This is a genomic window from Allobosea sp. BH3 (genome assembly GCF_025499465.1).
Taxonomy (GTDB): Bacteria; Pseudomonadota; Alphaproteobacteria; order Rhizobiales; family Beijerinckiaceae; genus Allobosea.
Window position 1 is genome coordinate 253,536 of record NZ_JAIMCA010000003.1, and the last position, 13,797, is coordinate 267,332.

General features: G+C 67.4%; 12 protein-coding genes. 2 read left to right on the top strand and 10 right to left on the bottom strand.

The genetic code is table 11. The annotated features are described in order from the left end of the window. Window positions 1-182: 182 nt before the first annotated feature. The 3 genes from BoBH3_RS10140 to BoBH3_RS10150 form a co-directional block, all read right to left on the bottom strand. Window positions 183-593 carry an MAPEG family protein gene (locus BoBH3_RS10140; protein WP_262330675.1) on the bottom strand — a complete coding sequence of 137 codons (411 nt, stop codon included), beginning with the start codon at window positions 591-593 and terminating at the stop codon, window positions 183-185. Between the two features lie 160 nt (window positions 594-753). After that, entirely contained in the window at window positions 754-2,247 is a 1,494-nt protein-coding gene (gene guaB / locus BoBH3_RS10145; protein WP_262330676.1) for an IMP dehydrogenase, read from the bottom strand. Window positions 2,248-2,419: 172 nt separating this feature from the next. Continuing rightward, a complete protein-coding gene (locus BoBH3_RS10150; protein ID WP_262330677.1) occupies window positions 2,420-2,746 on the bottom strand; it encodes a hypothetical protein in 327 nt (108 codons plus the stop codon). A gap of 283 nt (window positions 2,747-3,029) precedes the next feature. Here BoBH3_RS10150 and BoBH3_RS10155 point away from each other — a divergent pair, with 283 nt between their 5' ends. Beyond that, window positions 3,030-4,469, top strand: coding sequence for a DHA2 family efflux MFS transporter permease subunit (locus BoBH3_RS10155; protein ID WP_262330678.1), 1,440 nt, complete (start codon window positions 3,030-3,032; stop codon window positions 4,467-4,469). Window positions 4,470-4,494: 25 nt separating this feature from the next. Here BoBH3_RS10155 and BoBH3_RS10160 read toward each other — a convergent pair whose 3' ends face one another. Further along, a complete protein-coding gene (locus BoBH3_RS10160) occupies window positions 4,495-5,253 on the bottom strand; it encodes an RlmE family RNA methyltransferase (protein ID WP_262330679.1) in 759 nt (252 codons plus the stop codon). Between the two features lie 154 nt (window positions 5,254-5,407). Then, window positions 5,408-6,529: a Ppx/GppA phosphatase family protein gene (locus BoBH3_RS10165; protein ID WP_262330680.1), complete on the bottom strand. Its 1,122-nt coding sequence runs from the start codon at window positions 6,527-6,529 to the stop codon at window positions 5,408-5,410. Between the two features lie 246 nt (window positions 6,530-6,775). On the opposite strand from BoBH3_RS10165, the gene glpK reads away from it, so the two are divergent. Then, window positions 6,776-8,272 (top strand): glycerol kinase GlpK, encoded by a 1,497-nt coding sequence (gene glpK / locus BoBH3_RS10170; RefSeq protein ID WP_262330681.1) that lies wholly within the window; start codon window positions 6,776-6,778, stop codon window positions 8,270-8,272. Window positions 8,273-8,293: 21 nt separating this feature from the next. On the opposite strand, the gene BoBH3_RS10175 is transcribed toward glpK, so the two are convergent. From BoBH3_RS10175 to BoBH3_RS10195, 5 genes are all read right to left on the bottom strand, one after another. Next, window positions 8,294-9,724 (bottom strand): TRAP transporter large permease, encoded by a 1,431-nt coding sequence (locus tag BoBH3_RS10175; RefSeq protein ID WP_262330682.1) that lies wholly within the window; start codon window positions 9,722-9,724, stop codon window positions 8,294-8,296. Beyond that, the gene (locus tag BoBH3_RS10180; protein ID WP_410050593.1) at window positions 9,721-10,293 is read right to left on the bottom strand and encodes a TRAP transporter small permease subunit; all 573 of its coding nucleotides are present in this window, start codon (window positions 10,291-10,293) and stop codon (window positions 9,721-9,723) included. The genes BoBH3_RS10175 and BoBH3_RS10180 overlap by 4 nt, the downstream gene beginning before the upstream one ends. 118 nt (window positions 10,294-10,411) lie before the next feature. Further along, complete coding sequence (locus tag BoBH3_RS10185) at window positions 10,412-11,164, bottom strand: response regulator (RefSeq protein ID WP_262330683.1); 753 nt, start codon at window positions 11,162-11,164, stop codon at window positions 10,412-10,414. Next, window positions 11,151-12,224, bottom strand: coding sequence for a sensor histidine kinase (locus BoBH3_RS10190; RefSeq protein WP_262330684.1), 1,074 nt, complete (start codon window positions 12,222-12,224; stop codon window positions 11,151-11,153). Before BoBH3_RS10190 ends, BoBH3_RS10185 begins: the two co-directional genes overlap by 14 nt. Window positions 12,225-12,304: 80 nt before the next feature. Continuing rightward, complete coding sequence (locus BoBH3_RS10195; protein ID WP_262330685.1) at window positions 12,305-13,789, bottom strand: pyridoxal phosphate-dependent decarboxylase family protein; 1,485 nt, start codon at window positions 13,787-13,789, stop codon at window positions 12,305-12,307. Between the last annotated feature and the right edge of the window lie 8 nt (window positions 13,790-13,797).

Sequence of the window (13,797 nt, forward strand, 5' to 3'; positions counted from 1 at the left end):
AAATCAAGGCGTTGTAGCTTTTCCAGACTGCATTCAATTTGGACTAATTCAAAAAGAGCAGTCATCGCCTTGAAAAGCGGCAGCTTTCCGCAGGGCGCGAAGTCGTAGGTCTTTCGTCGCGGCGGACCAGGCGCGTCGGGGTGACGCAGATGTGATTGACACCCCGCGATCCCGTTCGCCGGTCAAAGGACCGCGATCAGCACGCCGATCCACAGGCCGATCAACGCGAGGAAGCCGACGCCGTAGACGACGCCGCGCACCGGCAGCTTGTTCGGTCCGATATGGATGAGGGTGTGGACGACTCGGGTTGCGACAAAGAGCCAGGCCAGTGCCGCCATGACGTAGCCGGTGGCGCCGACATTCATCGCGATCAGGAGCAGGACGAAGAAGAGCACCGGAGACTCGAACTGATTCGAGAAGTTCGCGGCTGCCAGCCGTGCCGGGGTCGGATAGCGCTCGTTCGAGATGCAGACGTCCGCGGGCTTGACGGCCCCGGAGGCGAAGGCCTCCTTGCGGCGTATCGCCATGATGACGCCGACGACGAAAATCCAGAAGATCATCGCCAGCGCCGGATAGATCAGCTTCAGGGTCATGAGCGCTTCGCCTCCGCAGCACCGGTCCTGTCGCATCGGACCGAAAAGTGGGATGCACTTTTCGGATCAATCCGACGCGATAACAAGAAGATCACCGTCATCGCGTCCTATCGGACGCGCGGCGATCCGAGGGCCAGTGCTGCACAGGGGCGGGCCGGACTCAAGAGCGGGTCGGGTAGTTCGGGCTCTCGCGCACGATCGTCACGTCATGGACATGGCTCTCGCGCAGGCCTGCGCTGGTGATGCGGATGAAGCGCGCCTTGTTCTGGTAGTCGGCGAGGTCCTTGCCGCCGACATAGCCCATCGCGGCACGCAGGCCGCCGGCAAGCTGGTGCAGGACGTTCGAGACAGGCCCCTTGTAGGCGACCTGGCCCTCGATCCCTTCGGGCACGAGCTTCAGCGAATCCTTGATGTCCTGCTGGAAGTAGCGATCTGCCGAGCCGCGAGCCATCGCCCCGACCGAACCCATGCCGCGATAGGCCTTGTAGGAGCGGCCCTGGTAGAGGAACGTCTCTCCGGGCGTCTCGTCCGTGCCGGCGAGAAGCGAGCCGACCATGGCGCAGGAGGCACCGGCGGCGAGCGCCTTTGCGAGGTCGCCCGAATACTTGATGCCGCCATCGGCGATGACCGGCACGCCAGCCTTGCTGGCGGCGGAGGCCGCATCCATGATCGCGGTGAGCTGCGGCACGCCGACGCCCGCGACGATGCGGGTCGTGCAGATCGAGCCCGGCCCGATGCCGACCTTGATGGCGTCCGCGCCGGCATCGATCAGCGCCTGTGCGCCGCCCGCTGTCGCGATGTTGCCGGCGATGACCTGAACCGAATTGGAGAGCTTCTTCACGCGGCTGACGGCGTCCAGAACCTTGGCCGAATGGCCGTGCGCGGTGTCCACGACGATCAGGTCGACGCCGGCGTCGATCAGCATCTCGGAGCGCTCGAAGCCCAGATCGCCAGTCGTGGTCGCTGCCGCGACGAGGAGGCGGCCATGCGAGTCCTTGGCGGCGTTCGGATGCGCGACCTGCTTCTCCATGTCCTTGACGGTGATCAGGCCGATGCAGCGGTAATGGTCGTCCACCACCAGGAGCTTCTCGATGCGGAACTGATGCAGCAGCCGGCGGGCCTCGTCCTGGCTCACGCCCTCACGGACGGTGATCAGCCGCTCCTTGGTCATCAGCTCCGAAACGGGCTGGGCCGGGTTGGCGGCGAAGCGCACATCGCGGTTGGTGACGATGCCGACGAGTTTGCCGTTGTGGCCGTGGGGGCCGCGCTCGACGACCGGGATGCCGGAGATCGAATTGTGCTTCATCAGCGCCAGCGCATCCGCCAGCGTTTCGTCCGGGTGGATCGTGATCGGGTTCGCGATCATGCCCGATTCGAACTTCTTGACGAGACGCACCTGCGCGGCCTGGTCCTCGGCCTCGAGATTGCGATGGATTACGCCGAGGCCGCCGGCCTGCGCCATGGCGATCGCCATGCGGGCTTCCGTCACGGTGTCCATGGCCGAGGCGATGATCGGCAGGTTGAGCGAGATCGACTTGGTCAGCTTCGTGCGGACGTCGACTTCCGAGGGCATGACCTCGGACGGGCCGGGTTCCAGCAGCACGTCGTCGAAGGTGAGGCCGTCGCGAATCAGACCATCGAGGGCAAGCGTCATCGTCAACTCCGACGCCGGATGGACCGGCTTTTAAGGAAGGCAGTGGGGCAGGCCCGTTGCCGAGTTGACGAGGCCCGTTAGCATGCGCACGGAGCCTTCGCTAGAGGCGAGGCGGGTTTATTTTGCAGTGCGGCAGCGGCACCCGTGCATGGCGGGCGCCGCTGCCTCGCCATCAGCGGGCTTGGCGCGCAGGCGCGGCTCCTGTCGGGGAGGCCGGAACCTCCGGCGCGAAACCGAAGCAGCCGGCCTCGAAAATGGTGTGGCCGGCCGCATTGGCCATGCGCTGGCAGGTCTCCAGGCGCAGGCACGCGTCGTAGCGCAGCATCTCGCCGCCGCTGCCCGGGATGTTCCGGAACTGACAGGTGCTGTGCCAGCTATTATCAGCCGCTGCCGCAGGGGCCGGGGCCCAGCTCAGGCCCGCGGCCAGGACGAGGCCGAGGAAGGGCAGGCCCGAGGAAAAGCGGCGCGCCGAGGTCTGAAACGAAGATTGGGTAAGCATGAGCGTCTCTCCGGAAGTTACGACGCGCGCCCCCGCGACGGTCCGGACAGGCCCGGACCTCCACGAAATGGTGCCGGCCGAAGCTGCCCGTCAGTGTGCAAGGCGCATGGCGGATTTGTGCCTTGCGGCAGGGCATATGCGCAGCGCATGGCGGAGTCGCGTGCCGCTCGTGCGCTTTTCCGCGATAGGCGGCCTCTGACGCTCGCCACGCCGACGATGTCCCGCTAAAGCGACCCCGTCGCGACATCTCCTGCGCGGCCGAGTCCCCGCAAAGGTCCGAGCCTTGCAGCGCTCCAAGCTCCTGCCCCTCATCGTCGCCTGTGCGCTGTTCATGGAGAACACCGACTCGACGGTGATCGCGACCTCGCTGCCGGTCATCGCCCAGGCGCTCGGTGAGGACCCGATCGCGCTGAAGCTGGCGCTGACCTCCTATTTCGTCAGCCTCGCGGTGTTCATCCCGATCTCGGGCTGGATGGCGGATCGATTCGGGGCGCGCACCATCTTCCGGGCCGCGCTCGGCGTGTTCATGCTGGGCTCGCTCGCCTGCGCGGTCTCCAACTCGCTCGGCGCCTTCGTCGGAGCGCGCTTCCTCCAAGGGCTGGGCGGCGCGATGATGGTGCCCGTCGGGCGGCTGGTGATCCTGCGCAGCGTCAACAAGTCGGAACTCGTCGGCGCGCTCGCCTACCTGACCATTCCCGCGCTCGTCGGCCCGGTGATCGGCCCGCCGCTCGGCGGCTTCATCACCACCTATTTCGATTGGCGCTGGATCTTCCTGATCAACATCCCGATCGGGATCGTCGGCATCGTGCTTTCCAGCATCTTCTTCGAGGATATCCGCGAGGAGGACGTCGCCCCGCTCGACATCCGCGGCTTCCTGCTGTCCTCGCTCGGCTTCGCCTGTCTGATGCTGGGCCTCGCCACCGGGGGGCGGCATCTCGTGCCGGCGGCCGTGTCCTATGCCTGCGTCGCCTTCGGGTTGGCTGCGCTCGTGGGTTACTGGTTTCACGCGCGCCGCGTCGCGCACCCGGTGCTCGACCTGTCCCTGTTGCGCATTCCGACCTACAGCATTGCCGTGCTCGGCGGTTCGCTCTTCCGCGTCGCCACCGGCGCCGTGCCGTTCCTGCTGCCGCTGATGCTGCAACTCGGCTTCGGTCTCAGCGCGCTGCAGTCCGGACTGATCACATTTGTGTCCGCGGCCGGCGCCCTCCTGATGAAGACTGCGGCCAAGACCATCCTGGCGCGCTTCGGCTTCCGGCGCGTGCTCACCGTCAACGCGGTCCTCGGCGCCGGATTCCTCGCGCTCTCCGGCCTTTTCACCCCGACCACGCCGCACGCGCTGATGCTGACCGTGCTGCTGATCGGCGGCTGCTTCCGCTCGCTGCAGTTCACGGGCATCAACGCGCTGAGCTATTCCGACGTGTCGAACCGGGCCATGTCGAGCGCCACCAGCCTGTCGAGCGTCATCCAGCAGATCTCGCTGAGCCTCGGTGTTACGGTCGGCGCCTTCGCGCTCGAGGCGACCAACGCCCTGCATGGCGGCGGACCGATCGGCGCCGGGGATTTCCCGCCGGCCTTCCTCATCGTAGGGCTGCTCGGCGCCTCCTCGGCCGTTTGGATGATGCGGCTCGCGCCAGACGCCGGCTCCGAGGTCTCGGGCCATGTTCCGGTGAGCGCCCGCAAGGCCACCGCCGAGGCGATCGCGGACCAGAAGCCGCTGGAGTGAGATCCGGCCGGTCGAGCGGCGCCGCTCAGTCGGAGGCGGCTCTCGCGGCCTCGGCGCCTTCGTCCGCCGGAGCAGCCTTCCGCCGATAGCCCGTCGCCAGCACGTAGAGCTCCGAGGAATCCGCGCGGCTTGCGCCCGGCTTGACGTTGCGGACCGTGGTGAAGTCCCGCTTCATCTGGGTGAGCAATTCGGCGCTGTCGCCGCCCTGGAACAGCTTGGCGAGGAAGAACCCGCCCGGCGCCAGCACGTCATGGGCAAATTCGAGCGCGGCCTCGGCGAGCCCGATGATCCGAAGATGGTCGGTCTTTTTGTGGCCGGTTGTGTTGGCGGCCATGTCCGACATCACGCCATCGGCCTGTCCGCCGAGCTTCTCAACCAGGAGGGCAGGGGCCTCCTCGGTCATGAAGTCCATCTCGATCAGCTCGACCCCCGGGATGGGATCGACCGGCAAGAGGTCGATGCCGACGATCCGGCCCTTGCCCTGGGCAAGGCCGATCCGCTCGGCTGCGACCTGGCACCAGCCGCCCGGCGCGCAGCCGAGGTCGAGCAGCCGCTGTCCGGTCTTCAGGAACTTGTAGCGCTCGTCCATCTCCTCGAGCTTGAAGGCGGCGCGTGAGCGGAAGCCGCGCTCCTTGGCGCGCTTCACATAAGGATCGTTGAGCTGGCGCTCGAGCCAGAGTTGCGAGGAATGCTTGAGCTTGCGGGCATTCTTCAGGCGCACGCGCAGATCACGGTCACCGGCCGGCTTGGCGCTGGCGACCTGCTTGCCCGGCGTGAGGGCCACGCCGGCCTTGGCCCCGCCGGACTTCGCGCCGCTCGGTTTGGCCGCAGGTGACTTAGCCCCGCCTGACTTGGCCCCGCTCGACCTGGCTCCGCCCGTGCCGCTGCCGCCTGTCTTGCGGCCCCCGGATTTGTCGCTGCTCATTGCTTGAAGAAGCCTATTTCCTGCGCCACCAGGCGCGGTCCTCGTGCATCATGCGCAACAATATGCCCTCCCGCAGGCCCCTGTCGGCGATGCGCACGCGCTCGCTCGGGAAGGCGCGGCGGATCGCCTCGAAGATTGCGCAGCCGGCCAGAACCAGATCGGCGCGCTCGCGCCCGATGCAGGCATTGGCCGCACGAGCGGCATAATCCATCGCGATCAGCCGGTCGATGACGCTCAGGATGTCGTCCTGGCGCATCCACAGCCCGTCGACCTCGCGCCGGTCATAGCGCGGCAGGTCGAGATGGATGCCGGCGACCGTCGTCACCGTGCCGGAGGTGCCGAGCAGATGGAAGCCTCTGGAATCGCGCGCGCCCGCAGCCTTTTTTGCAAAGGGCTCAAGGGCCTGCGCACAATCCTGCACCATGCGCTCGAAGAGTTCCCGGCTGACCTCGACGCCGCCATAGCGTTCGGCCACCGTGACGACGCCGATCGGCAGCGAGGCCCATTCGCGGATGCGAGCGGCGGGGTCGCGCGCCTCGTTGCGGCCTCCGAGCCAGATGATCTCGGTCGAGCCGCCACCGATGTCGAAGACGATGACGCTCTCGGCTGCGGGGTCGGTCAGTGCGGCGCAGCCGGAAACGGCGAGCGCGGCCTCCGTCCGCTGGTCGATGATTTCCAGCGCCAGCTCAGCCTCGGCGGCGACGCGTCGGATGAAGTCGAGCCCGTTGGTCGCGGCGCGGCAGGCTTCGGTGGTGACGAGCCGGGCGCGGGTGACGCCGCGATTCGCCATCTTGCCCCGGCAGATCTTCAGCGCCTCGACCGCGCGGTCCATCGCCGCATCGCCGAGCCGGCTGCTGGCGGCCAGCCCCTCGCCGAGGCGCACGATGCGCGAGAAGGCGTCGACGACGCGGAAGCCGTGCTGCGCCGGCCGGGCGATCAGCAGACGGCAATTATTGGTGCCGAGATCGAGCGCGGCGTAGGTCGCGACGGGAGGGCGCTGGCTGGCGACGGCCGTGGCGTAGCTCTTGAACGATTCGACAGCCGGAGCGCCGCCGTTCCGGTGCGGATCGGCGCTACGTGTGTGCGGCGGCGTCACCGGCGTGACGCCCCGTTCCTGCCGGTCCTCGACCGCCACAGCTTTTCCAATCCCCTGACCTGCCCGGCACCCGAGGTCCTGAACCCTGGCCCGGCAGGGGCCGCGACGCGGCGCGGCCAACTGCTTCGCCGGGAAGCTAACTACAGCCTAGCCGCCGTGCCAAGCGGAACATGGCGAAAGTGCAGCGCGGCCGGGGCGACGGAGTGCGCTTGCGCGACCGCTGCCCGATCGGCCAGTCTCCGCCGGGCTGCGCAGACGGCCGGTAGAGACAGGGCAGGAACAGACATGGCCGCCGGATACATCCTCGCCATCGACCAGGGCACGACCTCCTCGCGGGCGATCCTGTTCGATGCCTCGCTTTCGGCCGTTGCCAGCGCGCAGCAGGAGTTTCCGCAGCATTTCCCGGCCTCGGGCTGGGTCGAGCACGAGCCGGAGGACATCTGGGAGAGCGTGCTCGCCACGGCGCGGAAGGCCATCGCCAAGGCGGGCCTCGCGGCCTCCGACATCGCCGGCATCGGAATCACCAACCAGCGCGAGACCACGCTGGTCTGGGACCGCCAGACCGGGCGGGCGATCCACCGCGCTATCGTCTGGCAGGACCGTCGCACGGCGCGGGCCTGCGCGAATCTCGTCGCGGCCGGCCATGAGGAGCTGGTGGCGGCCCGCACGGGCCTGCGCATCGACCCCTATTTCTCGGCCACCAAGATCGCCTGGCTGCTCGACCATGTGCCGGGAGCGCGGCGGCGCGCGGAAGCAGGCGAACTCGCCTTCGGCACGGTCGATTCCTTCCTGCTCTGGCGGCTGACGGGCGGGGCGGTCCATGCGACCGACGCCACCAACGCCGCACGCACCATGCTGTTCGACATCGGCCGCGGCATCTGGGACGAGGAACTCCTGACGCTTTTCGACATCCCGGCCAGCATCCTGCCCGAGGTGCGCGATTGCTCGGCGCATTTCGGCGACACGGCTCCCGGTCTCTTCGGCGGTGCGATCCCGGTGCGCGGCATCGCCGGGGATCAACACGCGGCCACGATCGGGCAGGCCTGCTTCACGCCCGGCATGGTGAAATCCACCTATGGCACCGGCTGCTTCGCGCTGCTCAATACGGGGGACAAGCCCGTCGCATCGAAGCACCGCCTGCTCACCACCATCGCCTATCAGCTCGGCGGCAAGCGGACCTATGCGCTCGAAGGCTCGATCTTCATCGCCGGCGCCGCCGTACAATGGCTGCGGGATGGGCTCGGCATCATCGAGAAGGCGAGCGAGACCGGCCCGCTCGCCGAGGCCGCCGATCCCGAGCAGCATGTCTATCTGGTGCCGGCCTTCGTGGGCCTGGGTGCGCCGCATTGGGACGCCCATGCGCGCGGCGCGATCTTCGGGCTGACGCGCAATTCGGGGCCGCGCGAATTCGCCCGCGCCGCGCTGGAGAGCGTCTGCTACCAGACGCTCGACCTGATCGAGGCGATGCATGCCGACTGGCCCGACGCCAGGAAGGGGCGCGGAGCGGTTCTGCGCGTCGATGGCGGCATGGTCGCCTCCGACTGGACGATGCAGCGCCTCGCCGACATCCTCGACCTCTCCGTCGACCGGCCGACCGTGCTGGAGACCACCGCACTGGGCGCGGCCTATCTCGCGGGGCTCGATGCCGGGCTTCTGCCGGAGCCGGCGCGCTTCGCCGATCTCTGGCGGCTGGAGCGGCGCTTCACACCGGCGATGGCCGCGAGCCAGCGCGAGAGCAAGGTCGCCGGCTGGCGCGACGCCGTGCGGCGGACGCTGAGCTGAAGCTGGCGTCCGCCCAGGCGCTCAGGGCTTCGGCGGCGTGAGTCCTTGCAGCTCGATCGTGCCGAAACTCGGCATGGAGTTGAGCTGTTTTTCCAGGGCCGCCGGATCGAGCGTCACCGGTTTATCGAGCCAGTAGGTCACGATCTGCGGGAAGGCGATCATGATCGCGACCAGCAGCAGCTGCAGCACGATCCAGGGAATCGAGCCGAGATAGATGTCGCGGGTCTTCACCGTCGGTGGCGCGACGCCGCGCAGGTAGAACAGCGCGAAGCCGAAGGGCGGGTGCATGAACGAGGTCTGGATGTTGGCGCAGATCAGCAGCGCGAACCAGATCAGGTTGATGTCCAGCTTCTCCGCCGCCGGCGCCAGCAGCGGAATGATGATGAAGGCGATCTCGAAGAAATCGAGGAAGAAGGCGATGAAGAAGATGAAGATCATCGTCACGGTCAAGAAGCCGACCTGACCGCCGGGCAGGCCGGTGAGCATGTGCTCGATCCACTTGCCGCCGCCGACGCCCTGGAAGACCAGGCTGAAGACGCGCGCGCCGATCAGGATCATCGCGACCATGGCAGTGATGCGCATGGTCGAGGACATGGCCTGATAGGTCAGCTTCCAGGTCAGCGTGCGATACATCGCCGCGAGCCCGATGGCGCCGACGGCGCCCATCGCACCGGCTTCCGTCGGAGTGGCGAGGCCCATGAAGATCGTGCCGAGCACAAGGAAGATGAGCACGGCCGAGGGCACGATGCCGCGGAAGCATTTCCAGACCAGTGCCCAGCCCTTGAGCGTGCGCGCCTCCGGCGGCAGCGCCGGCACGGAGTCGGGCCTGAGGATGCTGACGATGGCGACCCAGATGCAGAAAAGCGCGACCTGCACGATGCTGGGGCCGATGGCGCCGGCATACATGTCGCCGACCGAACGGCCCATCACGTCCGCCAGGACGACGAGCACGAGCGAGGGCGGGATAAGCTGGGTGATGGTGCCCGACGCCGCGATGACGCCGGTGGCGTGCTTCATGTCGTAGCCGTAGCGCATCATCACCGGCAGTGAGATCACTGCCATGGCGATGACCGAGGCCGCGACCGTGCCGGTGATGGCGCCCAGGATCGCGCCGACGAAGATCACCGCATAGGACAGGCCGCCACGCACGCTGCCGAAAAGCTGGCCGATCGAGTCCAGAAGGTCTTCAGCGAGGCCGCAGCGCTCCAGGATCGCGCCCATGAAGGTGAAGAACGGGATCGAGAGCAGCAGGTCGTTGGAGATGATCGAATAGAGCTGGAAGGTGAGGTTGCCCATGTACTGGGGTGCGATCACCCCCATCTCGATCGCGATGAAGCCGAAGAACAGGCCGACCGCAGCCAGCGAGAACGCCGCCGGATAGCCGATCAGCAGAAAAAGGATCACGCCCCCGAACATCATGGGGCCGAGATTGTTGCGGATCGCGTCGATCATTGCAGCGGCTTCTCGTAAGCGTATTCGTGCTGGTGGAAGCCGCGCAGCGCTGCGGCGCGCTTGATCATCTCGGAGAGGCCCTGGAGCAGGATCAGCGTGAAGCCGACCGGCAGCAGCAGGATGACCGGCCAGCGGATCAGGCCGCCTGCATTGTTCGAGGCTTCGTTGAGGGTCCAGGACTGGACGAACCAGGGCCAGGTGAACCAGATCATGACCACGCACATCGGCAGCAGGAACACCGCGCCGCCGAGCAGGTCTATCCAATGGCGCGCACGATCGGAGACGGCGCCGTAGAACAGGTCGACGCGGACATGCTCGTTGACTCTGAGCGTATATGCCGAACCGAGCAGCACCATACCGGCGAACATGTACCATTGCAGCTCGAGCCAGGCGTTCGAGCTGTATGAGAAGAGGTACCGGATCGTGGCGTTGCCGGCGCTGACGAGGCAGGCCAGCAGCACGAGCCAATTGGCGATGACGCCGAGCACGCCGCTAATGCTGTCGATGAAGTGCGCGACCGGCATCAACTGCCGGCAGAAGAACCAGGCGATCGCCACCGTGCCAGCCATGGCTCCGATGGTGGCGAGCGCCAGCCATAGATTGAACATGAATCCCCGCGCGGCTGCGACGTTTCCGAAGCCCGGCGTTAGCAGCTACGCTCTTAGCCGTTCCATGATGTGGATCGGCTCAATGCATAGCCGCGGCATATCCGGCAGCGTCGAGCTGCTCCTGGGTGCGCAGGCGATAGCCGACGGCGAGCTCCGTCACCACATAGATCGGCCGGGCCGGATCGGGCTCGATGCGATTGCGCAGCTTTTTCATGAGGATACGCAGGTATTGCACATCCTCGTCCGGCTCCTGCGGCCAGAGCTCCCGCATCAGCTGCCGATGCGTCATCACGCTGCCGTGGTGGATCGCCAGCGCCCGCAGCAGCGCGAACTGCTTGGGCGAAAGTATGACCGCGCTGCCGTCCCGGCTGACGAGGCGGCGAGCGAGGTCGATAGAGAAGCCGCCGACCCTGACAATCGGATCGGCCGTCTCCTGCCGCACGGCCCGACGGAGCACGACGCGAGCGCGAGCCAGCAATTCAGCCATGCCGAACGGCTTCACGATATAGTCGTCGGCGCCGCCCTCCAGCAGCCGGACCTTCTCGGCCTCCGATTTGCGAACGGAGAGCACGATGATCGGCGCCTGCGACCAGCCGCGCAACGCCTCGATCACCGTCGCGCCGTCGGCATCGGGGAGGCCCAAATCGAGCACGACGAGGTCGGGCTGGCGCATGACGGCCAATTCGCCGGCCTGCCGCGCGGTTTCAGCCTCCACCACGCGGAAGCCATGCATCTCCAGCCCGGTGCGCAGGAAGCGGCGGATCGCCGTCTCGTCATCAACGACGAGGACGAGAGGGCTGGTAGCGGCCGTCGTGGCGTCAGTCGTCATCATGGTCGCCAGCTTTCGTCTCCGCGATGGGCAGGATGAACCGCATCGTCGTGCCCCGGCCCGGTCCCGCGCTGAGCGCAACGATGCGCCCACCACTGGCCTCCACGAAAACCCGTGCGATCGTCAAGCCCAGGCCGCTGCCGCCGGCGACGTCGGCATGCCGCTCGCCCCGGTGAAAGCGCTCGAAGATCAACCCGGCCTCGCCGGAGTCGAGGCCGGCTCCCTCGTCGCGCACGGCGATGATGACTCCGTCTTCCCCTGTCTCGGTCGAGATGTGGATCGGGCCACCCGAAGGTGTGTATTTGGCGGCGTTTTCCAGCACATTGACCAGGGCCTGGGCCGTCAGCGCGGGGTCGACTCTGACCAGCGGCAGCGCATCGGCTGGTTCCAGGCGCACGTCGTGCTCGCGCAGGCGCTCCTGTGCCGTTGCCAACGCGTCGTTGACGATGTCCCAGGGGTCGAGCGTGTCGAGACGCGGCTGCAGCGCACCGGCGCGGATGCGGCCGAGATCCAGCACCTCCTGGATCAGCCGGTCGAGCCGGCGAGCCTCCTGCTCGATCCCAGTCGCCAGGGACAGCAAAGGTGCTCGACCTGAAAGCTCGGGGGCCGTGGCCAACACGCTCGCCGCGCCCATGATCCCGGAAACCGGCGTTCGCAGTTCGTGCGAAACCGACTCGACCAGGATGTCGCGCAGCGCGTCGGTACGCTCGCGCAGCCGGTGCTCGTCGAGGATGCGGGACTGCACCCGCAGCCGGTCGACGAGCGGGCCGATCGTCAGCGCGACGGCGAGCGAAGTGACGAGATCGATGACCTGTGCCGGCTGGAAGACGAGCGGGCTGAACAGCGGCGGGTAGAACAGCGAGGTCATGAGAGCGCCGAGCAGCGCGGCGAAGATCGCTGGCGCGGTGCCGTAGCGCACGCCGGCGATCAGCACGGGCAGCATGTAGAGGGCGGAGACGCTGTCGAGCGGCGTAGCCCAGACGATAAGGCCGGCCAGCGCCGTGACCGCGGCGACGAGGCCGATCGTCTTGAGATAAGGCAGCAGCTGGTGAGGGCCGATCATGCCCTTCGATAACGCCGTGTAGAGGCCACCGCCAGCGTCCGCCGAGCTGCGGCCTGGCTGGCGTGACCGAGGCCGCTGCTTCAGTTCGCGGGCAGAGCCTTCAGCACCTCGCTCATCAGCAGGTCGAGGTCGTCCAGCCGCGTCCTGTGATTGCAGATCGCGACCCGCAGGCAGTGCTTCCCGCGGATGGTGGTGTCAGAGAGCGCAGCGACGCCCGTCTCCTGCAGGCGCAGCATGATCTCCAGATTGATTCGCTTGTTGCGGTCCTCGTCGTAACCCTTTGGTGCAACGCGAAAGCAGACGATGTTGACCTCCGGTTCCATGACCAGCTCCAGCGCCGGCTCGGCCTTCATGAGAGAGGCGAGATAGGTCGCCTGGGCGATGTTCCGGTCGATCAGCCGGCCGAAGGTCGTGACGCCATGCTCCTTCAGCGCCATCCAGAGCTTGAGCGCGCCGAAGCTGCGCGTCGTCTGCAGCCCGTATTCGTAGAGCCAGTCGCCCGCGGCGATGCCCCTCGCTGTCCCCTGCAGGTATTCAGGCGAGACGGCGAAGGTGCCTCTGTGCTTCTCCCGGTCACGCACCAGGGCACAGCCGAGCGCGAATGGCGCGTGCAGCCATTTATGCGGGTCGAGCGCCACCGAATCGGCACGCTCGATGCCCTTCACACGCCAGGCGTTCTCGGGCGCGATGGCGATGAGCGCGCCGATGCAGCCATCGACATGGAACCACATGCCCTCCGCGGCGGCGATCTCCGCGAGCGCCACCAGATCGTCGACCGCGCCGGAATTGACGGTCCCGGCTGTGCCGATGATGCAGGTGGGCTGGAAGCCATCCGCCCGGTCGAGCGCGATCGCCGCCCGCAGCGCCTCGATGTCGATGCGGCAGTCGGGCCCGCTCCTGACGCGGCACAAGGCTCTGTTGCCGAGGCCGAGCGCCTCGACGGCCTTGCGATGGCAGGAATGGACCTGATCGGAAGCATAGAAGCGCATCGGCCGCTCAAGCGCCGCGACGCCGAGCTCGCGCAGGTCGATGCCGGCCATTGCGTTACGGGCGACGGTCAGCCCGATCAGGTTTGCCATCGAGCCGCCGCTGACCAGCGTGCCGCTGGCCGAGGCCGGCAGGCCGACCATCTCACGCAGCCAGCCGACGACCTGCTGGTCCATCAGCACCGCTGCATGGCTGCCGCCGCCGAGATTCGAGCCCTGGACGGCGGCGAGGAAGTCTCCCAGCGCGCCGGTGAAGTTGCCGGCGCCCATGAACCAGGACCAGAAGCGCGGATGGATGTTGCCCATCGGATAGGCGAGCACATTGTCGCGCACCAGCCCATAGACATCCTCCACCGGCATGGGCCCGTCGGGCAGAGGCTCCCGGAAAAGCGCCTGCACAGGCTCCGGCATGGGCTGCCAGACCGGGCGCTCGCGCACCTCCCGCAGATGGCGCACCGCATCGTCGACGATCCGATGCGCCAGCGCGGAGGTCGCTCCCCAGTCCCGTGGGTCGAGCGTGTCCGGCAGGTTGCCGATCCCGGATGGCGGGAGCGGCGAGGGCAGGGTGGGGGCATCCATGGCCGCCT

Coding starts and splice junctions, on each gene's coding strand:
- guaB (WP_262330676.1), bottom strand. CDS start 2,247: ATGACGCTTGCCCTCGATGGTCTGATTCGCGACGGCCTCACCTTCGAC.
- BoBH3_RS10180 (WP_410050593.1), bottom strand. CDS start 10,293: ATGGCTGGCACGGTGGCGATCGCCTGGTTCTTCTGCCGGCAGTTGATG.
- BoBH3_RS10140 (WP_262330675.1), bottom strand. CDS start 593: ATGACCCTGAAGCTGATCTATCCGGCGCTGGCGATGATCTTCTGGATT.
- glpK (WP_262330681.1), top strand. CDS start 6,776: ATGGCCGCCGGATACATCCTCGCCATCGACCAGGGCACGACCTCCTCG.
- BoBH3_RS10195 (WP_262330685.1), bottom strand. CDS start 13,789: ATGGATGCCCCCACCCTGCCCTCGCCGCTCCCGCCATCCGGGATCGGC.
- BoBH3_RS10190 (WP_262330684.1), bottom strand. CDS start 12,224: ATGATCGGCCCTCACCAGCTGCTGCCTTATCTCAAGACGATCGGCCTC.
- BoBH3_RS10185 (WP_262330683.1), bottom strand. CDS start 11,164: ATGATGACGACTGACGCCACGACGGCCGCTACCAGCCCTCTCGTCCTC.
- BoBH3_RS10150 (WP_262330677.1), bottom strand. CDS start 2,746: ATGCTTACCCAATCTTCGTTTCAGACCTCGGCGCGCCGCTTTTCCTCG.
- BoBH3_RS10175 (WP_262330682.1), bottom strand. CDS start 9,724: ATGATCGACGCGATCCGCAACAATCTCGGCCCCATGATGTTCGGGGGC.